Origin of the sequence: Brevundimonas diminuta (assembly GCF_022654015.1) — a bacterium.
GTDB classification, from domain to species: Bacteria; Pseudomonadota; Alphaproteobacteria; order Caulobacterales; family Caulobacteraceae; genus Brevundimonas; species Brevundimonas diminuta_C.
In genome coordinates, this window is the sequence record NZ_CP073063.1 from 2,525,012 (window position 1) to 2,549,821 (window position 24,810).

28 protein-coding genes are annotated in these 24,810 nt (G+C 66.6%); 3 read left to right on the forward strand and 25 right to left on the reverse strand.

Annotated elements, in window-relative coordinates:
* Window positions 1–4: 4 nt before the first annotated feature.
* Window positions 5–1,273: an MFS transporter gene (locus tag KAK88_RS12610; RefSeq protein WP_277928794.1), complete on the forward strand. Its 1,269-nt coding sequence runs from the start codon at window positions 5–7 to the stop codon at window positions 1,271–1,273.
* A 6-nt stretch (window positions 1,274–1,279) separates the two neighbouring features.
* Here KAK88_RS12610 and phhA read toward each other — a convergent pair whose 3' ends face one another.
* Together phhA and hspQ are read right to left on the reverse strand one after the other, a co-directional pair.
* Window positions 1,280–2,155, reverse strand: a complete 876-nt coding sequence (phhA, locus tag KAK88_RS12615; protein ID WP_242076867.1) for a phenylalanine 4-monooxygenase — start codon at window positions 2,153–2,155, stop codon at window positions 1,280–1,282.
* A 55-nt stretch (window positions 2,156–2,210) separates the two neighbouring features.
* A complete protein-coding gene (gene hspQ, locus KAK88_RS12620) occupies window positions 2,211–2,519 on the reverse strand; it encodes a heat shock protein HspQ (protein ID WP_017504111.1) in 309 nt (102 codons plus the stop codon).
* A 145-nt stretch (window positions 2,520–2,664) separates the two neighbouring features.
* On the opposite strand from hspQ, the gene KAK88_RS12625 reads away from it, so the two are divergent.
* Window positions 2,665–3,765, forward strand: coding sequence for a Ppx/GppA phosphatase family protein (locus KAK88_RS12625; RefSeq protein ID WP_242076868.1), 1,101 nt, complete (start codon window positions 2,665–2,667; stop codon window positions 3,763–3,765).
* On the opposite strand, the gene KAK88_RS12630 is transcribed toward KAK88_RS12625, so the two are convergent.
* From KAK88_RS12630 to gyrA, 5 genes are read right to left on the reverse strand one after another with little or no spacing between them, the layout of a single operon-like run.
* Entirely contained in the window at window positions 3,766–4,641 is an 876-nt protein-coding gene (locus KAK88_RS12630; RefSeq protein ID WP_242076869.1) for a peptidylprolyl isomerase, read from the reverse strand. It lies immediately after the preceding gene.
* Window positions 4,642–4,667: 26 nt separating this feature from the next.
* On the reverse strand, window positions 4,668–5,531 hold the full coding sequence (locus KAK88_RS12635) for a peptidylprolyl isomerase (RefSeq protein WP_242076870.1): 864 nt from the start codon (window positions 5,529–5,531) through the stop codon (window positions 4,668–4,670).
* A gap of 13 nt (window positions 5,532–5,544) precedes the next feature.
* Window positions 5,545–6,030, reverse strand: coding sequence for a pantetheine-phosphate adenylyltransferase (gene coaD / locus KAK88_RS12640; protein WP_242076871.1), 486 nt, complete (start codon window positions 6,028–6,030; stop codon window positions 5,545–5,547).
* A gap of 53 nt (window positions 6,031–6,083) precedes the next feature.
* Window positions 6,084–6,923 carry an aminotransferase class IV gene (locus KAK88_RS12645; protein ID WP_242076872.1) on the reverse strand — a complete coding sequence of 280 codons (840 nt, stop codon included), beginning with the start codon at window positions 6,921–6,923 and terminating at the stop codon, window positions 6,084–6,086.
* 34 nt (window positions 6,924–6,957) lie between these two features.
* Entirely contained in the window at window positions 6,958–9,735 is a 2,778-nt protein-coding gene (gene gyrA, locus KAK88_RS12650) for a DNA gyrase subunit A (RefSeq protein WP_242076873.1), read from the reverse strand.
* Between the two features lie 122 nt (window positions 9,736–9,857).
* Here gyrA and KAK88_RS12655 point away from each other — a divergent pair, with 122 nt between their 5' ends.
* Window positions 9,858–10,433, forward strand: coding sequence for a superoxide dismutase family protein (locus KAK88_RS12655; RefSeq protein ID WP_242076874.1), 576 nt, complete (start codon window positions 9,858–9,860; stop codon window positions 10,431–10,433).
* Window positions 10,434–10,472: 39 nt separating this feature from the next.
* Here KAK88_RS12655 and KAK88_RS12660 read toward each other — a convergent pair whose 3' ends face one another.
* The 18 genes from KAK88_RS12660 to KAK88_RS16065 all read right to left on the reverse strand — a co-directional run bounded on the left by KAK88_RS12660 (window position 10,473) and on the right by KAK88_RS16065 (window position 24,751).
* Window positions 10,473–11,006, reverse strand: coding sequence for a DUF1003 domain-containing protein (locus tag KAK88_RS12660; RefSeq protein WP_242076875.1), 534 nt, complete (start codon window positions 11,004–11,006; stop codon window positions 10,473–10,475).
* Between the two features lie 29 nt (window positions 11,007–11,035).
* Window positions 11,036–11,974 carry a DMT family transporter gene (locus KAK88_RS12665; protein ID WP_199060327.1) on the reverse strand — a complete coding sequence of 313 codons (939 nt, stop codon included), beginning with the start codon at window positions 11,972–11,974 and terminating at the stop codon, window positions 11,036–11,038.
* 115 nt (window positions 11,975–12,089) lie between these two features.
* Window positions 12,090–12,599 (reverse strand): single-stranded DNA-binding protein, encoded by a 510-nt coding sequence (ssb, locus tag KAK88_RS12670; protein ID WP_039245545.1) that lies wholly within the window; start codon window positions 12,597–12,599, stop codon window positions 12,090–12,092.
* Window positions 12,600–12,767: 168 nt separating this feature from the next.
* Window positions 12,768–13,190 carry a hypothetical protein gene (locus KAK88_RS12675; RefSeq protein ID WP_242076876.1) on the reverse strand — a complete coding sequence of 141 codons (423 nt, stop codon included), beginning with the start codon at window positions 13,188–13,190 and terminating at the stop codon, window positions 12,768–12,770.
* A complete protein-coding gene (locus tag KAK88_RS12680; RefSeq protein ID WP_242076877.1) occupies window positions 13,190–13,861 on the reverse strand; it encodes a hypothetical protein in 672 nt (223 codons plus the stop codon). Before KAK88_RS12680 ends, KAK88_RS12675 begins: the two co-directional genes overlap by 1 nt.
* Window positions 13,862–13,942: 81 nt before the next feature.
* Window positions 13,943–16,651 carry a transcriptional regulator gene (locus KAK88_RS12685; RefSeq protein ID WP_242076878.1) on the reverse strand — a complete coding sequence of 903 codons (2,709 nt, stop codon included), beginning with the start codon at window positions 16,649–16,651 and terminating at the stop codon, window positions 13,943–13,945.
* Between the two features lie 60 nt (window positions 16,652–16,711).
* Window positions 16,712–17,536 carry a flagellin gene (locus KAK88_RS12690; protein WP_039245552.1) on the reverse strand — a complete coding sequence of 275 codons (825 nt, stop codon included), beginning with the start codon at window positions 17,534–17,536 and terminating at the stop codon, window positions 16,712–16,714.
* A 135-nt stretch (window positions 17,537–17,671) separates the two neighbouring features.
* Window positions 17,672–17,953, reverse strand: a complete 282-nt coding sequence (locus tag KAK88_RS12695; RefSeq protein ID WP_199060335.1) for a hypothetical protein — start codon at window positions 17,951–17,953, stop codon at window positions 17,672–17,674.
* An 84-nt stretch (window positions 17,954–18,037) separates the two neighbouring features.
* Entirely contained in the window at window positions 18,038–18,775 is a 738-nt protein-coding gene (locus KAK88_RS12700) for a flagellin (protein WP_242076879.1), read from the reverse strand.
* A gap of 111 nt (window positions 18,776–18,886) precedes the next feature.
* On the reverse strand, window positions 18,887–19,690 hold the full coding sequence (locus KAK88_RS12705) for a flagellin (protein ID WP_161638636.1): 804 nt from the start codon (window positions 19,688–19,690) through the stop codon (window positions 18,887–18,889).
* A gap of 140 nt (window positions 19,691–19,830) precedes the next feature.
* Window positions 19,831–20,574 carry a flagellin gene (locus KAK88_RS12710; protein WP_161638635.1) on the reverse strand — a complete coding sequence of 248 codons (744 nt, stop codon included), beginning with the start codon at window positions 20,572–20,574 and terminating at the stop codon, window positions 19,831–19,833.
* Between the two features lie 287 nt (window positions 20,575–20,861).
* Window positions 20,862–21,680, reverse strand: a complete 819-nt coding sequence (locus KAK88_RS12715) for a flagellin (protein ID WP_055808061.1) — start codon at window positions 21,678–21,680, stop codon at window positions 20,862–20,864.
* Window positions 21,681–21,898: 218 nt separating this feature from the next.
* Window positions 21,899–22,090 carry a hypothetical protein gene (locus KAK88_RS12720; protein ID WP_242076880.1) on the reverse strand — a complete coding sequence of 64 codons (192 nt, stop codon included), beginning with the start codon at window positions 22,088–22,090 and terminating at the stop codon, window positions 21,899–21,901.
* Window positions 22,041–22,520 carry a hypothetical protein gene (locus tag KAK88_RS12725; protein ID WP_242076881.1) on the reverse strand — a complete coding sequence of 160 codons (480 nt, stop codon included), beginning with the start codon at window positions 22,518–22,520 and terminating at the stop codon, window positions 22,041–22,043. Before KAK88_RS12725 ends, KAK88_RS12720 begins: the two co-directional genes overlap by 50 nt.
* The gene (locus KAK88_RS12730) at window positions 22,517–22,900 is read right to left on the reverse strand and encodes a M15 family metallopeptidase (RefSeq protein ID WP_242076882.1); all 384 of its coding nucleotides are present in this window, start codon (window positions 22,898–22,900) and stop codon (window positions 22,517–22,519) included. Before KAK88_RS12730 ends, KAK88_RS12725 begins: the two co-directional genes overlap by 4 nt.
* On the reverse strand, window positions 22,897–23,166 hold the full coding sequence (locus tag KAK88_RS12735) for a hypothetical protein (RefSeq protein WP_242076883.1): 270 nt from the start codon (window positions 23,164–23,166) through the stop codon (window positions 22,897–22,899). Before KAK88_RS12735 ends, KAK88_RS12730 begins: the two co-directional genes overlap by 4 nt.
* Window positions 23,163–23,318: a hypothetical protein gene (locus tag KAK88_RS12740; protein WP_242076884.1), complete on the reverse strand. Its 156-nt coding sequence runs from the start codon at window positions 23,316–23,318 to the stop codon at window positions 23,163–23,165. The genes KAK88_RS12735 and KAK88_RS12740 overlap by 4 nt, the downstream gene beginning before the upstream one ends.
* Window positions 23,315–24,751, reverse strand: coding sequence for a DUF2793 domain-containing protein (locus KAK88_RS16065; protein ID WP_277928795.1), 1,437 nt, complete (start codon window positions 24,749–24,751; stop codon window positions 23,315–23,317). The genes KAK88_RS12740 and KAK88_RS16065 overlap by 4 nt, the downstream gene beginning before the upstream one ends.
* Window positions 24,752–24,810 lie beyond the last annotated feature (59 nt).

The following is a 24,810-nucleotide window of genomic DNA, read 5'->3' on the forward strand; positions in this document are numbered from 1 at the left end:
GCCCATGAGCTCCGCCCGCCGATTGAGAAATATCGTCGGCGGATCGGCCGGCAATCTGGTGGAGTGGTTCGACTGGTACGCCTATGCGGCTTTCACCCTGTATTTCGCGCCCGTGTTCTTCCCCAGCGAAGACCCGACGGCGCAACTGCTGAGCGCCGCCGCCGTCTTTGCGGTGGGCTTCTTGATGCGGCCCATCGGGGCATGGATCATGGGGGTCTATGCCGACCGCAAAGGTCGCAAGGCGGGGCTGACCCTCTCGGTGACCCTGATGTGCACGGGCTCTCTGATCATCGGCGTGACGCCCGGCTATGCCACGATCGGCCTGGCGGCGCCGGCGCTGCTGCTGTTCGCGCGGCTGTTGCAGGGCCTGAGCGTTGGCGGAGAATACGGATCCAGCGCCACCTATCTGTCCGAAATGGCCGAGCCGCATCGCCGAGGCTTCTGGTCCAGCTTCCAGTACGTCACCCTGATCTCGGGCCAGTTGATCGCCCTGCTGCTGTTGATCGTGCTGCAAAATACGTTGAGCGAGACGGCGCTGGCGTCGTGGGGCTGGCGCATTCCGTTCTTCGTCGGCGCGGGCCTGGCGGTCGTCGTCTTCTGGCTGCGTCGCCGGCTGGACGAGACGCATAAGGCGACCGAGGCCAAGGACGCCCCTAAATCCAGTGCCGTGCAGTTGATCCTGAAACACCCGAAAGAGGCCTTGATGGTGCTGGGCCTGACGGCCGGCGGCACCTTGGCCTTCTACACCTACACGACCTACCTCCAGAAGTTCCTGGTCAATACGAGCGGGTTCTCCAAAAACACGGCGACTGAAATCAGCGCGGCGGCCTTGTTCATCTTCATGCTGCTTCAGCCGGCGGTCGGCGCGCTTTCCGACAGGGTGGGACGGCGTCCCGTGATGATCGCTTTCGGCGTGCTGGGGGTGTTGTGCACTGTGCCGATCATGACGACCCTATCGACGGTCGAGAGCCCTTTCGTCGCCTTCCTCTTGGCGCTGGCCGGCCTGGTCATCGTGTCGGGCTACACCGCGATCAACGCCGTGGTGAAGGCCGAGCTGTTCCCCGCCCACATCCGCGCCCTCGGCGTCGCTCTGCCTTACGCCATCGCCAATGCGGTGTTCGGAGGCACGGCGGAATATGTGGCGTTATGGCTTAAGGGCGCGGGCGTCGAGAGCGTATTCTTCTGGTATGTGACCGGCATGATCGGACTGTCGCTGCTGACCTTCATCCGTATGCGCGACACCAAGCACAACAGCCTGATTACGCACACCTGACGCCGATCAGGCCGCGAACCGCCCGCCGCGCTGGGCGTAGGCCTGGGTGCCGCGGGTGAACACCTGGTCTGTCGGCAGGACGGTTTCGATGGCGAGGTCGTCCTTGCCTTTCAGCGCCGCATAGACCGGCCCGAAATCCTTGAGCGTCTCGTCCTTCAGCGCTTCCAGGCTGTCGATGACGAAATAGACCTGCTGGAAATCGTCGATCCGGTACAGGGTCCGCATCACCCGCTCCAGGTCGAAACCCAGGCGGTTGGGCGACGGATCGTCCAGAGCAAAGACGCTTTCGGTCGCCGAGGAGACGATGCCGGCGCCATAGATGCGAAGGCCGTCCCCCTCCTTCATCAGGCCGAACTCGACCGTGTACCAATATAGGCGCGCCAGGTTCGGCAGCATGCCCAGGCTGGCCGCCCGCTGCCCGCCCTTGCCATAGGCCTCCATATAGGCGGCGAAATCGGGGTCGGTCAGCATCGGCACGTGGCCGAAGACGTCGTGGAAGATGTCGGGTTCCTGCAGATAATCCAGTTGGTCCGGCTTGCGGATGAACTGGCCCGAGACGAAGCGGCGGTTAGCCAGGTGGTCGAAGAAGACCTCGTCCGGCACCAGGCCGGGCACGCAGACCACGGTCCATCCCGTCAGCGCCTGAAGCTTGGGATTGATCACGTCGAAATCGGGAATGCCGCCGGCGTTCAGGTCCAGTGCATCCAGTCCCCGCATGAAGGCGTCACAGGCGCGACCGGGCAGGATCTTCATCTGCCGGGCGTAAAGCGTGTCCCAGGTCTGATGCTCGACCTCGGTATAGGCGGCCCAGTTCTGGGGAATGGTCCAGTCGGCAGCCGCGCCCTCTGGCGGCTGTTCGAAGACGTGTTCGAAGTCGGACATGGCGTATTCCTCTTTTGCCGCCATCCTAGCCCGGAGCCGCCACGGCTTCCAACCGTCAGTGAAGACGTTCGTCCAGCGGAGCGTGGTGGCCCATGCCGTCGGTGGTGAACCACCGCTCGGCGTCATCGGGCAGCAGGACGGAATCGCCGTCTTCAAGAGCGCCCTCGGCGGCGTAGGCGACAAAGCCGCCATCCTCGCCCAGGGCGAAGACGCGGTAGAAGGGCTGGTCCGGTCTGACCAGGCCGCTTTCACCGGCCGGTCCCTCATAGGCGTGATCGACATCCATCACGACGCCACGAAAGGCGTCGTCGCGGTGGCGTACGATCTGGCCGATGGCGAAACGTGCGGTCTGAATGCGGGTCATCGCGCTTCATACGATTCAGCGCATGACCCCAATGCCTGCCGGTCTGTTCATCTTCCTGACAGAATGGCTTGGCGCGGACGATCCTGGCGGGTTAGGCTGACCAGGACGGGCGCCGCTTTGGACCGCCCACAACGGATGACGGCCCATGCCGGAGACCCACGGCGCGCCTCGACGGCGCGACGAGCGGTCCCAGCCTTCCCGTTCGCGGGATGCGTCGGGTCGAGATGCGCCGCTGTATGGCGCGCTCGATCTGGGGACCAACAATTGCCGGCTGCTGATCGCGCGGCCGTCACGCGAAGGCTTTCGCGTGGTCGACAGCTTCAGCCGCATCGTGCGGCTGGGCGAAGGGCTGTCGCGGACGGGCCTTCTGGACCCGCGCGCCATGGACCGGGCCTATGACGCCCTGGCCCTGTGCGCCGAGCGGATCGTGCGCAAGGGCGTCGATTCGGCGCGATTGAGCGCTGTCGCCACCCAAGCCTGCCGGGCGGCCGAGAACGGCGCCGACTTCATCGACCGGGTGCGCAAGGGCACGGGGCTGCGCCTGCGGATCATCGATCCCGCCGAAGAAGCGCGTCTGGCGGTCGAGGGGTGCCTGAACCTGATCGACCCAAAGGCCGAGGCGGTGCTGGTCATCGATGTCGGCGGCGGCTCGACCGAGATGTCGTGGCTGAAGCGCAGCGGGACCGACTGGACGACCACCGCCTGGATGTCGGCGCCGGTGGGGGTCGTGACCCTGGCCGAGCGGCATCCCGAGCCGCCGAACTCCGGCGAGGCCTGGTACGAGGCCATGGTCGCCGACATGGGAGCGGCCATTGCAGCGGGCGGGATCGTCGACGAACCGATGCTGGAGCTGTTCCGGCAAAACCGGGCGCATCTGGTCGGCACCTCGGGCGCGATCACCAGCCTGGCGGGCATCCACCTGAATCTGCCGCGCTACAATCGCGACCGGGTCGATGGCTTGTGGATGACGCGCGCGGACTGCGAGGCGGCGGCGGATCGCCTGAAGGCGCTGGGGCCCGATGGGAGAGCGCGCGAGGCCTGCATCGGTCCCGATCGGGCGGATCTCGTTTTGGCGGGCGCCGCCATCCTGGAGGCGGTGCAGCGCGCCTGGCCGTCGGAACGGGTGCGGGTCGCGGACCGGGGCCTGCGTGAAGGCCTGCTGCTGCAACGGATGCGCGAAGACAAGAAGCCGCCGAGGGGACGGCGTCGTCGGCGCGGACGGGGGCGGCCGGCCCCCGTCGCCTGATCAGGCGGCGGGCGTGACGCGCACCGGCAGTTCGATGTCGCACACCGAGAAATCCGCGCCGCGCGCCTGACGCGCCTGCTGCGCCAGGGTCTGGAAGGTGGCGGAGTTGGTGTTGAGGACGGCGGCCGTCGGACGTTCGGCGGCGAGCAGATCCGACGCCACGCGGACGCGAGTCATCTGATCCGGTCCCTGAACCAGACCATCCGGCGTGTCGCTGGCCTTCAGGTATCGCACGACGTCCAGGCCGGACACGACCCGACCCCAGACGGTGTAGCGCTTGTCCAGAGCCGGATAGGCCTGACGCATCAAAAAGAACTGGCTGTTGGCGGTGTCGTTGCCCTCGTCACGCGCCATGCCCGCGACACCCGGACAATACAGGGCCCAACCGTGGACCTTCTTGTCGCTGGTGCCGGACATCAGGGCGTCGGGCTGGGTCTGGACCGGGATGGAATCGACGAAGCCGACCAGGGCGCCGACCGGGGCCGCGACCGGGGTGAAGGCCATGTCCGCCCCACGGCGGAAGGTGAACTCGGCCTTCAGGTCGGGATACCAGCTCTGCCCCTCGCCCGTGCCCAGCGGATCGCCGGTCTGGGCCATGAACCAGTCGATCACCCGGTGCCAGACCAGGTTGTCGAAGAAGCCGCGCGACGCCAGAAGCTTGATGCGTTCGACATGGGCGGGCGCGAGCTCGGGCGCCAGTTCGACCAGCACCCGCCCCTTGTTGGTGTCGATGACCAGCAGGTTCTCGGGCGCGATCGTGCGCCATTCGCCGGGCGGCGGCGGGGGCGCGGGAACGGCGGTCGCGTCTTGCGCCAGGGCGGCGCCCGCCGTCGCGGCCAGCACGGCCGCCGCCATCGCCATCGTTCGTATCGTCATCGTCCCCTCCCCCGTTTGCGAAAGCCTCAGCCGCCCGTCACTTCGGCGACCGGCTGAATATCGCAGACGCTGAAGGCCGCGCCGCGCGCGGCGCGCGCCGCAGCGATCCGTTCGGCAAAGGCGGCGCTGCCGGCGTTCAGGACGCGCACCGTCGGACGCTCGGCTTCGGGCAGGGCCGAAGCCATGCGGACGCGGGTCATGGTGTCGGGATCGGTCACCTTGCCGTCCTCGGCGTCCGAACCTTTCTTCAGCTTGCCGACCACGTCCAGGCCGGACACCACGCGGCCGAAGGCGGTGTAGATGCCGTCCAGCTGTTCGCGCGCGCCCATCATCAGGAAGAACTGGCTGTTGGCGCTGTCGGGCGAACCCGAGCGGGCCATGCCCAGCACGCCGGGACAGAACAGGCCGTGGGCATCGACCTTGAAGTCGGCGGTGACCATCATCTGGGCGTCGGGCTGGGTCTGGACCGGCAGATCGCCGACCAGGCCGCGCACGCCCGCGCCCACGCTCGGCACCGCGACGAAGCCGGCGTCTCGACCGCGACGGAAGCTGAACTCGGCCTTCAGGTCCGGCAGCTCGCTGCCGCCCTCGCCCGTCCCCTTCGGATCGCCGGTTTGCGCCATGAAATCAGGGATGACGCGGTGGAACTTCAGACCGTCATAGAAGCCCTGGTTTGCCAGGGTGCGGATGCGTTCCGCATGATTGGGCGCGGCGACGGGGATAAGCTCGACCAGCACACGGCCCTTGGAGGTATCGATAACCAGCAGGTTTTCCGGCGCAATGGTCCGCCAGTCGGACGCCGCCGGCGCCGTCTGCGCCACAGCCGGGGCCTGGGCCGCGCCAGCCGCGAGAAGAGCGGCGACGGTCGCTGCGATGATGGCCTTACGCATGGTCTTGTCTACCCTAACCGTTCTTGACCTTGGCCCGCACGCGCTCGGCGATGGCGGGGCTGACGAAACTGTCGATCGCGCCGTCCAGTCGGGCGATCTCCTTGACGAGCCGCGAGGCGATCGCCTGATGGCGCGGATCGGCCATCAGGAATACGGTCTCGATGTCCTGATTGAGGCGCTGGTTCATGGCCGTCATCTGGAACTCGTATTCGAAGTCGGCGACGGCGCGCAGCCCCCGAATGATGACGCTGGCGTCCAGCTCTTCGGCGAAATGCATCAGCAGGGTCGAAAACGGCTGGACCACGATGTCGCCGCCAAGGGGGGCCATCTCGGCCCTCAGCATCTCGACCCGTTCGGCGGTCGAGAACAGCGGCCCCTTGTCATCGTTCTGGGCCACGCCGATGACCAGTCGGTCCACCAGCTTCAGCGCGCGCTTGATGATGTCGGTATGCCCGTTCGTCACCGGGTCGAAGGTGCCCGGATAAAGTCCGATGCGCATGCGTGTCTCCCCGGCCTGTCGCGTGGCGTCAGCGTCGTTTAGCAGGTGCGAAATCAGCGGCCTAGCCGGCTGACGCCTTCGTCATCGTCATGATCCAAGATGGGCTGGGCTGCCTGGACGCTCCAGGCCGCTTCGACCTTGGCGAGCAGGGCCGGGTCATTGGCGAACGAGACGTCGTCAATGGCGGTGATCGGACAGGCTGGCGTGGCGCTATTGCACAGGAAGGCGCCGTCGAAGGCGCCGACCTCGTCGAGACAGATCGGTCGCGTTTCACTGGTCATTCCGACCTGGGGCAGTCCGCGCATGATCAAGGCCTGGGTCACGCCCGCCAGCATCGGGGCCTGGGGCCAGACGATCCGGTCGCCCTTGACAAAGCCGATGTTCCACAGCGTGCCTTCGGTGACCCGCCCTTCGCCATCGACAAACAGGGCGTCGTCAAAGCCGGCGGCGCGCGCGGCGCGGCGGGCTCGGACCAGGCCGAAGGTGGCGAGATGCTTCAGATGCGGCGCTTCGCGTTCGTAGGGCACGGCGGTGACCCGCACCCGGTTCGCCAGCGGCGGCGGCGCAGGGAAGACACTGGTCATCACCTTGGGTCGGCCGACGAAGGCTGGGTCGCGATGGCCGATCTCGGACGAGAACAGGCTGACGCGCAGCCAGCAGGCCTCACGACCGGCGACGGCCAGCGCCATCAGACGCCGGAAATCGACCTCACCGGGGCTTTCGCCGAACAGTTCGAGGGCGGCCTGCTCCAGACGGGCGAGGTGGAGATCGAGGCCGCGCGCGGCGCCGTTCTCGACGCGGAAGGAAGTGTAGGCGCCGTAGTTGACCACGGCCTGATGCGCCAGGTCGTCAGGCGTGGCGGGAAGGCCGTCGATCAGAATCGTCGCGATCAAACGACCCTCCTTTTGCCCGCTGGGCGAAGGCGGATCAGGCCTCGCCGCCGTCTTCTCCGCCGACATCGGCATCATCCGCGCCACCGCTTTCCGGCAGGCGTTCGACCGAGACGACCTTCTCGTCCTTGCCGGTGCGGAAGATGGTGACGCCCTGGCTAGAGCGGCCGACGATGCGGACCTGGTCGATACGGGTGCGGATCATCTGACCGCCCGAGGTGACCAGCAGAAGGTCGTCCGTCTCCTCGACCGGGAAGGCCGCCGCCAGACGCGTGCCGGCGCGACCGCCCAGGCCGTGGGCCGTCAAACCCTGGCCGCCACGACCCGTACGACGATACTCATAGGCCGAGGATCGCTTGCCGAAGCCGGTTTCAGTGACAGTCAGGATGAACTGTTCGGCGGCGCCCAGTTCGGCGATCCGCTCAACCGACAGAACGGCGTCGCCGGCGGCCTCGTCATCGGCCTCGACAACGGGCGCTTCCTCTTCCGCATCCGCACCGGCCAAGGCCTTGCGCATCGCGTTGGCGTGTTTGACGTAGGCGGCGCGTTCTTCCGGCGTAGCGTCGACGCGGCCCAGGATGGCCATGGAGATGACCTCGTCGCCGTCCTGCAGCCTCACGCCCCGGACGCCGGTCGAATCCCGCCCCTTGAAGACGCGCACGTCGTCGGCCTTGAACCGGATCGCGCGGCCCAGCGCCGTCGTCAGCAGCACGTCGTCGTCCGCCGTGCACAGGCCGACGCCGACCATGCGGTCAGAGCCTTCCAGCTTCATGGCGATCTTGCCGGCGCGGTTGACCGTGGCGAAGTCCGACAGCTTGTTGCGCCGCACGTCGCCGCTCGAGGTGGCGAACATGATGTCGTAGTCGCCCCAGGTCGTCTCGTCCTCGGGCAGAGGCAGGACGTTCATGATGCTGTCGCCCGGCTCGATGGGCAGCAGATTGACGAAGGCCTTGCCCCGCGATTGCGGGTTGCCCAGCGGCAGACGCCAGGTCTTCAGCTTGTAGGCCTTGCCATTGGTGGCGAAGAACAGGACCGGGGTGTGGGTCGAGGCGCTGAACACGCCGGTGATGGCGTCCTCGTCCTTCATCGACATGCCGCTGCGGCCCTTGCCGCCGCGATGCTGGGTCCGATAGGCGTTCAGCGCCACACGCTTGACGTAGCCGCCGTGGGTGACGGTGACGACCATGTCCTCGCGTGGGATCAGGTCCTCATCCTCCATCTCGCCGTCGCCTTCCCCGATCAGGGTGCGGCGCGGAACGGCGAACCGATCCTTCACGTCGATCAGGTCGTCGCGGATGATGGCCAGGACGTTCTTGCGGTCGGACAGGATGGTCAGGTGGCCCTGGATGGTGTCGGCCAGGCCGTGCGCCTCGCCGAAGATGTCGTCGCGGCCCAGGCCGGTCAGACGCGACAGGGTCAGGGCCAGGATGGCGCGGGCCTGTTCGTCGGTCAGGCGGATCTTGTCACCCTCGACGATAACGCTGCGCGGATCGGCGATCAGTTCGACCAGGGCCATCATGTCGCCGACGGGCCAAGCCTTGGCCTGCAGACGCTCGCGCGCCTCGGTCGGATCAGCCGAGGAGCGGATGATGTGGATCACCTCGTCGATATTGGCGACGGCGACGGCCAGACCGACCAGGACGTGGCCCCGGTCGCGGGCCTTGTTCAGCTCGAACTTGACGCGGCGGACGACGACTTCCTCGCGGAAATCGAGGAAGATCTGCAGCAGTTGGCGCAGGCCCATCTGCTCGGGTCGGCCGTGGTTCAGCGCCAGCATGTTGACGCCGAACGAGCTCTGCATCGCGGTATAGCGCCACAGCTGGTTCAGGATCACGTCGCCGGACGCGTCGCGCTTCAGCTCGATCACGATCCGCATGCCCTGGCGGTCGGATTCGTCGCGAACGTCGGAAATGCCTTCCAGCCGCTTCTCGCGCACCATTTCGGCGATGCGCTCGATCAGGGTCTGTTTGTTGACCTGATAGGGCAGTTCGGTGACGACGATGGCCTCGCGGTCCTTGCGGATCTCCTCTACCGAGGCGCGGCCGCGCACGACGACCGAGCCGCGACCGTCGCGCAGGGCGTTGCGCGGCGCGGTGCGGCCCATGATCTCGCCGCCGGTCGGGAAATCCGGACCGGGCACGATGTCCAGCAGGGCGTCGTCGGTGACGTTCGGATCATCCAGCAAAGCCAGGGCCGCATCGACGACCTCGCCCAGATTGTGCGGCGGGATGTTGGTCGCCATGCCGACGGCGATGCCGCCCGCGCCGTTGACCAGCAGGTTCGGAATCCGGCTCGGCAGGACGACCGGCTCCAGCTCCTTCTCGTCGTAGTTCGGCTGGAAATCGACGGTGTCCTTGTCGATGTCGGCCATCAGGGCGACGGCGGCCGGGGCCATCCGGGCCTCGGTGTAACGCATCGAGGCGGGCATATCGCCGTCGACCGACCCGAAGTTGCCCTGGCCATCGACCAGCATCAGCCCCATCGAGAACGGCTGCGCCATCCGCACCAGGGCCATATAGACCGAGGCGTCGCCGTGGGGGTGGAACCGGCCCAACACGTCACCGACGACACGGGCGCATTTCGAATAGCTGCGCTCGGGCGTCATGTTCAGGTCGTGCATCGAATACAGGATGCGACGGTGAACCGGCTTCAGCCCATCCCGGGCGTCGGGAAGCGCGCGCGAGACGATCACGCTCATGGCGTAGTCGAGGTACGAACGCTTCAGTTCGTCCTCGATCGTGATCGTGGAAATGTCGGAGCCGCCGCCTCCCGGAACGATCGGAGATGCGGCGTTTTCGTAGCTGTCGTCGGTCAATGAAGCGTGGCTTTATGCGGCCGGAATCGGAACGTGATCCGCTGTGACGATTTCTAGCATTCCAGGGCCTCGGTGGCAAAGCGACGTCGCCGTGAAAGCCCGTCTCTGAAAGGACTTTCGACATGCGCGCCACCCGCCTCGCCGCCGCCCTTCTCCTCGCCTCCCCCTTGGCCCTGACCACCGCCTGCGCCGCGACCGGAAACGCGCCCCAGGCGGCCGTCGAACGCGCGCCGGTCGGCGCGACGGGACAGGCCGTTCTGATCAACGCCTCGGGCGCCAATATCGGCCGCGTCGACCTGCGTCAGGGACCGACGGGCCTGCTGATGAAGCTCGAGGCTTCTGGCCTGACGCCCGGATGGCACGGCATCCACATCCATGCGACCGGCGAATGCGCCGCCCCCTTCACCTCGTCCGGCGCCCACATCAACCACGGCGAGCCCAAGGCCCCGCACGGTCTGTTGAACGCCGCCGGGCCGGACGACGGCGACCTGCCCAACGTCTGGGCCGGTGCGGACGGCAAGGTGAACGCCGAACTGTTCACGACCCGCGCCCGGATCTCGTCCGAAGGCCCCGGCCAATGGCTGTGGGACGCCGACGGCTCGGCCATCATCATCCACGCCAACCCCGACGATCACTCGACCCAGCCCATCGGCGGCGCGGGCGACCGGGTGGCCTGCGCGGCGCTCAGCGCTAGCTGAGCTTCTCTCCGAAACGGAAAGTGGCCCGCTGGACAGCGTTCAGCGGGTCTCTTTTTGCGCGAGCAGATGGCGGATCAGTTCGGTCTGCTCCTCTTGCCGTGCGGTCAGGTGTTCGACCTTTTCCAGCAGGGCCATGATCTCGATCTCGGCCTTCAGATTGACCTGATAGTCGTTGCCCGCATCCAGCCGATCCTTCGCGGCCTGGCGGTTCTGGCTCATCATGATGACCGGCGCCTGGATCGCCGCCAGCATCGACAGGACCAGGTTCAGGAAGATGAAGGGATAGGGGTCGAAGGCCTCCTTGCGCAGCAACAGGTTCAGCCCGGTCCAGATCGCCAGGAAGACGCCGAATGCGATGATGAACGGCCACGAACCGCCGAAGGCCGCAACCCGATCGGCCAGCCGCTCTCCAAAGGTCTGACGGTCGTCGAAGGTCTCGTTGATGTCTTCGGAAACGGGGCGACGATCGGCGGTGCTCTGAACGACGACGGCTTCGTTCGCCGCAAGATCGTGCTTCGCCTTGCCCAGCCAGCGGCGGGAGACGTGGTCGGCGTCGAGCGGGGCGTGATGCATGACGGGCTCCTGAAACGATCAGGAACAGATCAAGCCTTGGCGGCCCCCGCGCGCAAGCCCCGTTCGGCGAGCGCCACCAGGGCCACCCCGCCCATGGTGATGGCCGATCCCGTCAGAATCTGCGGCGTCAGGATGTCGCCCATGAAGCTCCAGCCGATGAACATCGACACCACCGGCGTGACCAGCAGATAGGGCGTCACCCGCCCCGCCTCGCGCCGCTGGACCAGCCAGAACAGCAGGGTGGTCGCCAGCACGGACGATACCACGCCCGCCCACAGCAACGAGGCCCAAACCATGGGCGTGGCGCGCTTCACCGCCTCCCACTGGCCATGCTCGAACACCGCCGAGCCGAAGGCCATGACGGGAAAGGCGCCCAGGGCCAGCAGACCCTGCATCTTCAGTGGCGGGATGGAGGTGGTGCGACGCGCCACCACCGTGGTCACACCCCAGGCGGCGCCGGCCGCGATGGCGACCAGAATGGCCTTCCAGTCCTGCAAGGCGTGGGCGTCCAGCGTCATCCAGGCCACGCCGACGAAGGCCACGCCCATGCCGACCAAGGCCGCTTTGGACAGCCGCTCGCCCAGGATCAGGAAGGCGAACAGGGTGGTGAAGGGGATCCACAGTTGGTTGGCCACCGTCACCGGGCTGACGTCCGTCGCGAGCCAGTAGGCGGTATAGGCTAGGCCGTACTGGATCGGCCCGCCGATAATGACGATCAGCATCAGGCTCTTCCAGTCCGGGAAGGGCGGCCGCACGAAGGCGATCAGACAGGCGGTGGCGATGCCGAACCGGATGGCGCCGACCAGCAGCGGCGACAACTCCTGCGTCGCCAGCTTGGCCCCGGCGTTGTTGACGCCCCAAACGACGATGATCGCCACAATGGCGGCGATCTCCAGCCCCGTCAGGGCGTGAGGCCTCTTGGGCAGGGGCGCGGGCGCAGGCGCGACTTCGGAACGGACATCGGTCATGACCGCCCTATCGCACGACGCACCCGCCGCGTCGGCTCACTTTGGATGACCCGAGGTTTCGCACTTAGAAATCCGGCTTGGCCACCGCTCGCACCGATCGCCAAGTCAGACTGCCTCAGAACGGGATGTCGTCGTTCAGGTCGTAGCTTTCCTTGGGGCCGCTCGGCTTGTTGGCGCCGCCGGTGGAGAAGCCCGAGGAATAGTCGTCATCGCCGCGACCACCGCCGTAACCACCACCGCCGCCGTATCCACCGCCCGACGAGCCGCCTTCCGAACGGCCGCCCAGCATGGTCAGTTCACCCTTGAAGCGGCTGACCACGATCTCGGTCGAATATTTCTCGACGCCCTGCTGGTCGGTCCATTTGCGGGTCTGGAGCGCGCCCTCGATGTAGACGGTCGAGCCCTTCTTCACATAGTTCTCGACCACCTTGACGATGTTGTCGTTGAAGATGACGACCCGGTGCCACTCGGTCTTTTCCTTGCGCTCGCCCGAGGACTTGTCGCGCCAGGTTTCCGAGGTGGCGATGGACAGGTTGGCGATGCGATCGCCGTTCGGCATGGAGCGGATCTCGGGATCGCGCCCCAGATTGCCGACCAGAATGACCTTATTGACGCTGCCCGCCATGGAAACTTCCTTCTCGTGTGAGGCGGCGACGACTTCGCCCGCCCCGTCAATTCAGTCCGATGTCTGACCGGGGCGACGGCTCATCGCCAGCCCTTTCGACAGCAAACCCGCCAAATCAGTGGATAAGCGTTAACCGAATGTTCCACCTTTGTTCTATCCTCGCAAGCCTTACTTGGCGGCAGGGTCGGCTGCGATGGCGATGGGACGGCCCGTCTCGTCGCGCTGGATGGCGCCGGGGATGGCCAGACGGCCGTCGCCGGTGCGGGCCATGGCGAAGAAGCGACTGCCGTTCAGGCTCTTGCCGATCTTGACCCCTTCGCGGTCCACGAAGATGAAGCGGCCCTGATAGGCGCCGGCGATTTCCTGGTTCGATCCGCCCATGCGCAGGAAGCGAAGACGCATCTCCTCCAGCCGCGCGGCGCATTGTTCCAGCTGGGGCTGGTCGTCGGCGATCTTTTGCAGGCGCGGTGGCGCATTGTCCGGCGTCGCCACGAAGTAGCAGGCGCCCTCGGCGAACTCATATTTGGGTTCGTTCGAGCAGGCGCCCAGCAGAGCGGTCCCGGCGATGGCGGCAAGGGCGACGAAACGCATCAGTTCATTCCCGTGAATTGGCAGTTGCGATCCTGCTCGGCCAGGGTCCTGAAACGATTGTTGTCATTGGACTGTTCCACCCGGCGCGGCACCAGACGCAGGGTCGTATCGCCCCAGCGGCCGTATTGGGCGTCGCCCGGTCCGACGCAGGTTCCGGCGTAAAGCGCCTGAACACAGGCGTTCAGGCTCATGTTCGGCGACAGGGTGCGCCAGTCGGAGCCGGTGTGGCGCAGGCACGGGCTGCCGCTGGCCACGGGCGTGGGGCGCGGCGCAGCCGTCTGTTCGACGGAGGTCGGCGGCGGGGTTTCGGCCATCTCGACCGCAGGCAGTTCGGGCGGCGGGGCGAAGGCGGCCGTCGGCGCGGCGGCCAAGGCGCCCGTCGCGTCCAGCCCCACATCCAGAGCGTCCGTCGCCAGGCCATTGCGCTGGGCGCAGACCGCCAGGGTCGCCATGCCGACGAACTGACCATCGACGAAGCAGCGCAGTTCCCGCGTCGGCTCCAGAGTGGGCGCCTCGGCCAGATTGACGACAAGGCCGCCCTTGGACGCCGGCGGCGCTTCCGTCGTCTTGTCGCCGCCGCCCGTGAAGATCAGGGCGAGCACGACGGCGATGACGATCGCCACGCCGGCGCCGACCAACAGGATGACGCGGTTGTCTTTCGGAAGGGCCATGAACGGGCTTTCGCGGATGAGGAGGTCAATAACTCCGACCCGGCCTCGGGCGTCAACCGCCTTGACCGGTCCCGACCGCGATCAGGCCGTCAGGCGGCTCAGCGCAGCCTGATAGTTGGCCAGCTGCGTCTGCTGATAGGCGGTCGAGGAGCCGTTGCCGGTCTGGGTGTTGGTTATACCGCCAGTCGACGGCGCCAGGGCGCGATAGGAGGACCGGACCGCCGTCATCGCCTGGGCCAGCGAATCGATGGCCGCCTTTATCGAGGCGGGATCGTTCAGGTTCAGCTTGTTCGACAGGTTCAACCCATAGGTCTTGATCGCGTCCTTGTCCGGCTTCACCGGACCGACGAAGCCGGGCGTCAGGCCCAGCGCGCCCAGCGCGTCCTTGCCGATCGCCCCGGCGGAGATGACGGCGCCGTCCTTGTTGGCCGCCGTCTTGATTTCCAGCCGCTGGACGATGGGTTTGGCCTTCAGGTCGGTGATGACCTTGGCTTCCAACTGACGGCCAGAGGCGGCGTTGATCTTCTTGGCCAGGCTTTCCAGCGTGTCCTTGGCGTCGATGGTTACTGTGACGGCGCGGCCGCCGGCTGCGGGGCTGATCGAAAACTGATCGCCGACGCGGGCCGAGGTGGCGACGGTCAGCAGCTTGGAATCCGCCTGCATGATCTGGCCTTGAGGCAGGCCGAGGCGGTCGAGCACGCTGGCCCCGCCCGCTGCGAAGCTCAGGCTGGTCGGCTTGGCCTGATCGCCGTCCGCGCGCCAGATTCGGTTCGATTGAACCTGTCCCGTGGCCAGATCGATCTGGGCCAGATAGCCGGACGTAGGGTCGTCCTTGCCGGCGCCTTCCGCCCGGTTCGTGCCGGTGATCCAGACCTTGCCGTCCTTGATGGCGACGTCGGCGGCGGTGTCCGCGCCCGCCCCGCCGAAATAGGTCAGTTGGTCGCTTGCCGAGTTCTGAAGGTCAATCGACAAGGTGGCGATGAAGACGTCGCTGCCGCCGGCATGGGCGTTGGTCACCGTGCCGATGTCGAGGGCGGTGTTTTCGGTATGGCCGGTCACCACGACCTTGCCGTTCTCGACCGCTATGCCGGCGATGGCGCCGCTGGCGTAGCCAAGGTCACGGGTCGAAGCCAGGCTCGGTACGCCCTCGGCGTCCAGGGTGAAGCGGCGCACGACCGCCTTCCCGTTCTCGACGCCCGCCGTGTAGAGGTCGTTTCCTGACACGGTCATGGCCTGAACGGAGTCGTCGCCACTGGTGCCGAACTGCACGGTCGCGATGTTTACGCCCACGTCCGGGCCGTTGATCTTGATCGGCTTTTCCTGGAAGGCCTGAAGATAGGAATCCCAGCCGCCCAGGGCCGCGTTGCCCGGCATGGCGGACTTCGACCGGCCGGCGACATAGACCATGCCGTCGGCGCCGAAGTGAACCTCGGTCGCCTCGTCGGCCGCCTTGGCGCCGCGCCGCTGGGTCCACAACTCCTGCCCCGAACTGTCGAACACCGAGACGAAACTGTCGGCCACGGACGCGTTGTCGCCGCTCTTGCCCGGTTCCAGCGCCCCGGTCACCGATCCGGCCAGGGCGACCCGGCCGTCGTCGTCGATAGCGATGGAGAAGCCGTTGGCGCTGGAGGCGGCGCCGAGTAGCTTGGTCTGCATCAGATTGCCGGCGGAATCGTATTTCATCAGGGCGACATCGCGCGCGCCCTTGATCGGTTGACTGGCGTCGCCCGCCGTCAGTTCGGCGACGACCCAGACGGAGCCATCCGGCGCCACCGCGCTGGCCTTAACCGCGGCGACCCCGTCGGGAAGGTCGGCGTGCCCCACCCTGCCCTCGACCCAGAACGGATCGTCCACGCCCTGCTGGGCGGCCGGCGCCGCGCCGCCGTCGGCCTGGAACTTCAATAGTTGGCCCGCCGTGCCGGTCTTGCCGACCCCTTGCGTCACATAGACAGCGTCGGAGGTGTCGACGGCCTGGAAGCTGATGGCTTCGCCGGTCCCGCCATTGACCTTCAACGCCCACTGATCCGGTCCGGCCGGCAGGGTGATGGTCTTGGTCCCGCTTTTGACCGTCTTGGGCTCGGCGGGGATCAACTGAGCGCTGATGCGCGTCGCGACGCCCGCGTCCTCCAACTTGCCGTTCATATAGGCGGTGACATTGGCCAACGACCGATCGGTCGCGCCCATTTCGGACAGGTCCATGGCGATCGCCTGCTCCCCGGCCGCCGTCTTGACGGTTACGGAGAACTTCACGTCACCCTCGAACGCCTTGACCGAGGCGGTGGGGTCGCCGTCGTGGATGGGGGCGGTGACGAAACTGGTCGGCGCCCGTTCCAGCGCATAGGTGCTCTTGACCGAGGTCTGGGCCACACCCTGCACCAGTCGCATGTCTTCGAAACTGGCTGTGCTGAGATAGGTCGACAGTTCGGCCAAGCCTTCGCCGAACCGCTTGGACACCAGGGCGGCTTCCGACGCGCTCAGCCCCTTGACGCCAGCACGGTCGGCCAGGGCACCCAGCGTGTTCAGGCCCTGATACAGGGCGAACATCTTGCGGTAGTCGGTGGAGGCGCCGGCCAGATCCAGGCTGACATTGCCCTCGTCGATCAGGCGGCGACCGCCAAGAGCCGCGCGGACCAGATCGCTCGCCTTCGCCGGTGTCGCCGTGGACGACCAGGGAGCCGTCGGTTGCGTTTTCTTGGTTTTGACAGCCGTGCTGGCGGTCGTGGTTACGCCTGACGACGACGTTCCCGTCGTCGTTCCGAAAAGACCCAGCAAATAGCTGTTGTTGATCATTCAGACGGCTCCGACCCTATCGTGCGGCGGGCGTCGATAAGGAACCGTTAAGCTATCGGATTAGCCCTTGAACAGCGACAGGATGACCTGCGGCGCCTGGTTGGCGATCGACAGGGCCTGAACGCCGAGCTGCTGCTGGACCTGCAGGGCCTGAAGGCGGGCGCTTTCCTTGGCCAGGTCCGCGTCCACCAGATTGCCGATGCCGGCTTCCAGCGCGTCCGACAGCTTGCCGACATAGGTGGTGTGGCGCTCGATCTGCTTGGACTGGGCGCCCAGTTCGGCCAGACGCGCACTGCTGGTGGTAATGGCGGCGTTGACGGCGGCCAGGGCCGTCGTGGCGTTGGCCTGGCTGGTCAAAGTCGAGCCGGTCAGCGACAGGCCGGCGACAGTCAGGTTCTGCCGATCCAGCGCGATGGTTTCGGCGCCGTCGGCGCTGGCCAGAAAGTTCAGTGTCGTCGTCGCCGAACCGTCCAGAATGTTGGCGCCGTCGAAGATAGCGTTGTTGGCGAACGAGTCGATCGAACTCAGCAGCGCCTGAAACTCATCATTGTAGGACGTGCGTGTGGCGGTGCTGGCGCTCGGGTCCGCCGCTGCGGTCGCCTTCTGCTTCAACTCGAGCAGGATGTCCGAGATCTGCTCGCCTGCCGCCAGCGACACGTCAGCGATGGATGTCGCCCGGTTCAGGCTGGTGGTGACGGCTTCGAGCGATCCCCGATCGGCGCGCTGCCCCTGAGCCACCGCCCAGACCGCGGCGTTGTCGCGCGCGCCCTGAACCTTCAGCCCCGTGTTCACCCGGCTCTGCGTCGCCGCCAACTGGTCGTTGGTGCGGTTCAGATTCTGCAAGGCGATCATCGCCGAGGTGTTAGTGTGGATGCTGGTGGTCATGGCTTCAAGCCCCCGGACGTTCTGTGGGCTACAGCATTAACCATGAGTCGTAATCACATGGTTAACGCGCCGGAAACCATGATTGCGCCGCCCGGCAAGCCGGCGGCGTTAAAAAGTCTGAGCCCTCGCCTGTCGTCAGACGGCGGTATCAACCAGACGACCGCCGCGATAGGTCGGGTCGCTGTTCAGCTTTTCGACATCCTCGCGCGGCAACTGACGGATCACCTCCCCCGTCACCCGGTCCAGGACCTTATAGACGAAGCGGTTGTCGCCCACGGCCTCGATGGTCAGGCGAAAGCGGCTGGCGTCGTTGTTGTCGTTTTTCGCAACCGGCGCCGGCGTCGCCGGCTGCACGGCGATCGGAGCGACGGGAGAAATCTGAGGTACGCTTACTGATCTCGCGACATTGTCTGTCATGGCTCCACGCGCAGGTCGGCCCACGCCCTCTAGAGAAACAAACGATCAGCCGGAGCGGTCGCGAAACCGCTCCGGCCGCGCGTCTTAGCGGAACAGGCCCAGCAGGATCGAGCTGCCCTGATTGGCGATCGACAGCGCCTGCACGCCCAGTTGTTGCTTGGTTTGCAGGGCGGTCAGCTTGGCGCTTTCCTTGGCCAGATCGGCGTCCACCAGATTGCCCACGCCGGCTTCAAGAGCATCCTGCAGCTTGTTGACGAAGGTGATCTGACGGCCCAGCGACTTGGACTGGGTGCCCAGCGTCGCCAGAGCGCTCGTCGTCGCCGCGATGGCGGCATCGACGTTCGCAGCGGTGGCGTTGGCGGCCGTGACGCTGCCGGTGTTCACAGCGGTGATCGCCGCGTTCGAACCCAGCGTCGTAAGGCTGTTCACGCCATCGAACGAGGCGCCGGAGATCGCCGAGGCGACTTCCAGACCCAAGGCGTTGTAGTCGGCCAGATAGGCCGTCTGCGCCGAGCCGGTCGACGAGGCGATGTTGACGGCGAGCGACTTCATCTCTTCCAGAGCGGAAGTGACGGAATCGCCGGCGGCCAGAGCCACGTCGGTGATCGACTGGGTGCGTTGCAGGCCGGCGCGAACGGCGTCCTGCGAGGCGGCGTTGGCGCGTTGCGACGTGGCGATCGCGAAGATCGCACCGTTGTCCTTCGCCGACGACACCTTCATGCCGGTGCTGATCCGGTTTTGGGTCGTGTCCAGCTGTTGGCTGGTCTTGTTCAGGCTCTGCAGAGCGACTGCGGCGCCGTAGTTCGTATTGATGCTGGGCATTTCTAGCCCTCCTTTTCACTTCGTGAGAGCCCCGGCGTTTTGCCGGGGTGAGCGTTTTGCTCGGGGTTCAAGGCCACGACCCCGCCGCCGGGACGGCGAGGTCTCCGGGCCTTAGCGGAAGAGGCTCAGCAGGATCGAGCTGCCCTGGTTGGCGATCGACAGCGCCTGCACGCCCAGCTGTTGCTTGGTTTGCAGGGCGGTCAGTCGTGCGCTTTCCTTGGCCAGATCGGCGTCCACCAGATTGCCCACGCCAGCTTCCATCGCATCCTGAAGCTTGTTGACGAAGGTGATCTGACGCCCGACCGACTTGGACTGGGTGCCCAAGGTGGCCAGGGTGCTGGTCACGCCCGCGATCGCCAGGTCGACGTTCGCGGTGGTGTAGTTGGCGACGGTCGGCGTCGCCGCCGTGAACATCGCCAGTTGGGTGTTCGCGCTGACCGCCGTGGCGGTGCCCAGGCGATAGGTGCCCGAACCCGTCTGAACGTCGGTGGTCGTGCCAGCGGCCGTGTTCAACAGGTTGACCCCGTCGAAGCTGGCGCCGGCGATCGCGTCGTTGATTTCCTTGCCCAGGGCAGTGAAGTCGGCCTCGTAGGCCGTCTTCGCCGAACCCGTGGACGAGGCGATGTTGACCGCGAGCGACTTCATCTCTTCCAGGGCGGAGGTGATGGTGTCGCCGGCCGCCAGGGCCACATCGACGATGGACTGACCGCGTTGCAGCGAGTTGCGAACCGCGTCTTGCGAGGCGGCGTTGGCGCGCTGTTGCGTGGCAATGGCGAAGATCGCGCCATTGTCCTTGGCCGAAGAGACTTTCAGACCCGTGCTGATGCGGTTCTGGGTCGTCTCCAGTTGAGCGTTGGTCTTGTTCAGGCTCTGCAGGGCGACTGCGGCGCCGTAGTTCGTATTGATGCTGGGCATTTCTGGCCCTCCTTGTTCACTTCGTGAGATCCCCTGGCGTTTTGCCGGGGTGAGCATTTTGCTCAGGTCCGGGCGCCGGAAACCGACGACCGATCAGATGCGGCCTTGGCCCGACCGCCTTCGCGATCGGGCCGCGGGCCTTAGCGGAACAGGCTCAGCAGGATCGAGCTGCCCTGGTTGGCGATCGACAGCGCCTGCACGCCCAGCTGTTGCTTGGTTTGCAGGGCGGTCAGCTTGGCGCTTTCCTTGGCCAGGTCTGCATCGACCAGGTTGCCGACACCGGCTTCCATCGCGTCCTGCAGCTTGTTGACGAAGGTGATCTGACGCGCCAGCGACTTGGACTGGGTGCCCAGCGTCGCCAGCGAAGACGTGACCGTCGCAATGCCGGCGTCGACGGCGGCCGTCGTGGCGCCCGCACGAGCGACGGCGCCGCCCGTCAGGCCCGTCACCGAGGCGACGCCCAGAGGCGTCGTCAGGCTGTTGACGCCATCGAACGACGCGCCGGAAATCGCGGAGGCGATTTCCGCGCCCAAGGCGTTGAAGTCTTTCAGATAGGCCGTCTCAGCATCCGAACCGGCGACCGACGACTGGATGCTGACAGCGAGCGACTTCATCTCTTCCAGGGCGGAGGTGATGGTGTCGCCGGCCGCCAGGGCCACGTCGGTGATCGATTGGCTGCGTTGCAGCGAGTTGCGCGTTGCGTCTTGCGAAGCGGCGTTGGCGCGCTGCTGGGTGGCGATGGCGAAGATCGCGCCATTGTCCTTGGCCGAAGACACCTTCATGCCGGTGCTGATCCGGTTTTGGGTGGTTTCCAGCTGGGCGTTGGTCTTGTTCAGGCTCTGCAGGGCGACTGCGGCGCCGTAGTTCGTGTTGATGCTGGGCATTTCTGGCCCTCCTTGTTCACTTCAGTGATTTCCGGCGTCGTTTTGCCGCCGGGAGCTTTTTGCTCGGTGAGTAAGAAGCAATTGCCGGGCCATTTCTGATCCGAGCAAAATCCTACAACTAACTGATTTTACTGATTTACCTTTGATTTACCCTCCTTCCGGCCCGGCAGCTTTTGCCGGGCTGGTCGGCGCACCAGGCAAGATTTGCCGAGCGCGCGTCGAGTTGGTCTGCGCCTGCGTGGGGTCACCACACGGCGAAAGGCGAAGCGTTCAGCCCAGTGGCGGGCTTAGTTGCGGAAGAGGCTCAGCAGGATCGAGCTGCCCTGGTTGGCGATCGACAGCGCCTGCACGCCCAGCTGTTGCTTGGTTTGCAGGGCGGTCAGCTTGGCGCTTTCCTTGGCCAGATCGGCGTCGACCAAGTTGCCGATGCCGGCTTCGGTCGAGTCCTGCAGCTTGTTCACGAAGGTCAGTTGACGCCCGACCGACTTGGACTGGGTGCCGATCGTGGCCAGGTCAGCGGTGATCTCGGTGATTGCCGCATCGACGATGGCGGTCGTGGCGCCGGCGCGGGCGGCGGTGCCGGCCGAGACCGCCGTGATCGGGGCGGCGGCCGCCTTGTCGGTCGTTCCGAAACCGATCTGATAGGTTCCGCCGCTGACGTTGGTGGTGATGTTGGTGGCCGTGGTGGTGTTCCACAGGTTGACGCCGTCGAAGGTCGCGCCCTTCAGCGCCGCGTCGATTTCCTTACCCAAGGCGTTGAAATCGGCCAGATAAGACGTTTCGGCGGCCGAGCCGGCGACCGAGGACTGAATGCTGACGGCCAGCGACTTCATCTCTTCCAGTGCGGCGGTGATGGTGTCGCCGGCGGCCAGAGCCACATCGACGATCGACTGTCCGCGCTGGAGTGAATTCCGAACCGCATCCATGGCGCCCATGTTGGCGCGCTGGGTCGTCGCGATGGCGTAGATCGCGCCGTTGTCCTTGGCCGAGCCCACCTTCAGGCCCGTCGAGACACGGTTTTGCGTGCGCTCCAACATAGCGTTGGTCGCATTGAGGTTTTGCAGGGCGACAGCTGCGCCGTAGTTCGTATTGATGCTCGTAGCCATTTTGGCTTTCCTGTTCACTTCGTGTGATGTCCGACGCCATTTTGGCATCAGGAGCGTTTTGCTCGGTCTTCAGGAGAGCAAGGGCGGGGCCAGTCCGAAAGGCGATGTTAGCCAGACGTCGACACTGATTTCATTGAACTTATCTCGACGGTTTGCGAAATGACCCGGCAAGCCTGCACACCAGGCGGCAGAAGTTGCCGAGTCGTTTTTGCAGGGCGTCAGTCGCGGCGTCGCACCTGCGCGTCCTGCATCGCGCGTTCGGCCAACAGGGTCTCGACCGCCAGCCGCCGCGCCCCGTCGCAAGCGACGATCTGGGCGCCGCGCAGCAGATAGGCCGCGTCCAGATCGCCGGTCGTGGGTTCAGCCGGCAGGGTCGTCAGCGCGCACGGACGTGTCGCCGCCTCCGGCAAGACCAGTCGCGCCGGCGCAACCGTCGAGATTGGGGGCGATGCGGCACAGTTCGCCGTCATGGTCGCGCAGGCGATCAGCGCGGCGGTTGTCCAAGGGTTGATCGGCATCGTCGGCGCTCCTGGCCTGGGCGACGGCGGCCGTGGTCGCCCGGTCCGCCGCCCCTGTGATGTGGTGATAGTGATCGACGCGCCGGGCCTGAGCCGCCACGCCCTCGGTTTCGATGCGTCTGGCCTGGGCTTGAGCGGCCGCCACCGCGGTCGCATCCCGCGCCTGAGTGCGGGCGGCCTCCAGACGCCTGTGCTGCAGGTTCAGCGGGTCCCAGCGAAAACCGAGCCCGCCCAGCAGCACGAATCCCAGCGCCAACGCTGCAGCAGCGGCCGCCAACCAGCCGAGCGGTGTCAGCGCCCGCAGTATGGATCGAGCGCTCATGGAAAGGCCTTTCGATCCAGCTCGAAATGCGGACCGTCCCGCAGCGTCTTCCAGTCGCCGCCCCAGATCAGCGGCGTCTTCAGATCCAGCGCCGCCGCCTTGAACGCCTGGGCGATCCGGCCATACAGCGGCCAGTCCCACCGCACCTGGCCTTCGACCAGAGCGGCGACATCGACGGCGTGACCCGTCAGATGGCGCGAGCGCGTCGTGCGGCTGGCGCCGGCCTTGACCAGGGCCGCCTGACGTTCGGCCGTACGCAGACCCTCGGTGATCAAGAAGTCCACCGGCGTGCGGGTGATGGCCGCCTCAACCACCGCAGTCAGGGCCGGATGCACGCCGATCAGCCGCGCACGCGACCGGCTGGACAGACGAAAGCTCATGGTCGGCCTCCGCTGATCCGCAGCCGCGCTGTGGCGATCAAGGTGATCAACTGCTGAGCGGTCGGCGCCACCAGATAGAGCACCAGGATCAAGGCCAGCAGGCCCATCAGCCCGTCCGTGATCCGGGGCAGCATCTCAGGCGGCATCCGCCCGACCGTGCGCATCAACAGCACCCACAACCCCGTGCTGACGGCGAAGACGTAGAGCCGACGAAACAACCACCGCCCCTCCGCCAAGGGGATCGCCCCTTGCTTGTGTCGGGTCATCGCTCGTCCTCCTCGTCATAGGTTTCGACGGCGCAGCGGCCGTCCCAGCCGGACTGGGCGCGCCATTCCCCGTCGCTGAGGCTGTCGGGCGCTTCCCACGCTTCGGCTTCCAGCACTTCGACCGGCTCAACCGGATGTCCGCGCCGGCTCATCCGACGACCGTGATCAGAACCGCGCCCGAAGCGCCCGAACCGCCCTGGCCGCCGAAGGTCAGACCCGCGCCGCCTCCCCCGCCCCCGGCCCCGAAGTGAGCACCAGCGCCGCCGGGACCGCCCGCGCCGCTCGCTGATGCATCACCGCCCCCGCCGCCGCCTCCGACGATCGACAACAGCGGCTTGGGCGAGGCCTGTCCCGCAGCGCCCGCAATGCCGCCGGCCGCGCGAAGGCCCGACCAGCCTCCCACACCGCCCGCGCCTCCGGCATAGGCGACATCCGCCGCGCTCAGACCGCCCCCTGCCCCGCCGCCGCCCGGCCCGTCCGAGCAAAGGGTTTCCGCGCCCATCGTCGCCGTCGCGGTCGTCGAAGAGCTTCCGCCGGGGTTGGCGAGCCGTTGACCGATACCGCCTGCTCCACCCACGCCAGAGCCGCCTGCGGCGCCGCCCGTCGCGCGTAACAGGACCATGTCGCCTGTCGCGACCTCGCTATCGCCGCCCGAAACGCCACTGATCCCGCCGGCGCTGACCGTGATCGTCAGGACGCCCTCCAGATCGTCCGCCGACCATCGCGCGAGGCTCAGCCCGCCGGCGCCGCCTCCGCCACCGCCGAGGCGTGGGGCACCAGCCGGACCCGCCAATCCTGCGGCCCCGCCGCCGCCGCCGCCCACGCAGGTCGCCTCGACCCAGCGCGCCCAGGCCGGCAAGGCATAGTCGTCATCGCTGGTGAACAGCGTCGTCTCGCGCCGGACCGCGCCTTGATCGAAGCCGATACGCCCCGTCGCGCGATCCACGCGCCACACCGACCGCCATGTCCCAGCGTCATCGCAGGCCTTGAGGCCCAGATCGTCGTCGCCGATCAGGCCCAACTCTGCGCGAGCGGCGTATCCGCTCTGAAACAGCAGCGACAGGACATCGCCCGCCGTCGCCTTGTTCAGCGTCAGGCGAAGATCGCCGTCGCCGCCTTCCCCCTCGCCGCGCGCCGTGAACAGGGCGGCGTTGATCTTGGCCGTCAGGCGATTGGCTTCGTCGGCGGATGTCCCGAGACCCAGCCGCGTCAGGCCCTGCACCTCGCCCAGTCGCTGCCCCAGTGCAATCCAGCCCGCACGGGCCCGCACCACCACGACGCCTTCGTCCAGAACACAGTCGATCATGCCGTCCGGCGTTGTCACAGTGGTCCAGCCGCCGCCCTCGAACCGCATCAGGGTTCCGGCCGGCCGCCCGGCCCAGACCGCGCCTTCGGCCTCTCCCGGCAGGATATAAAGATCGCCGTCAGATGCATCGGCCGGCTGGATCGCCGTCGTGCGACTGACCACCGCTGTCTGCAACAGGGCGTCCAGCCGGGTCAGGGCCGTATTCAGGGTTACATGCTTCTGCATCTGCCCCGCCGCCAGATAGGGCAGGTTCAGACGCGCGCTGAAATCGTCGCTCATTCGTCTCTCCGTTGTCGTGGAGATCAGTCTGGGCGCAGCCCTTCCTCAGGCCGGGAGAT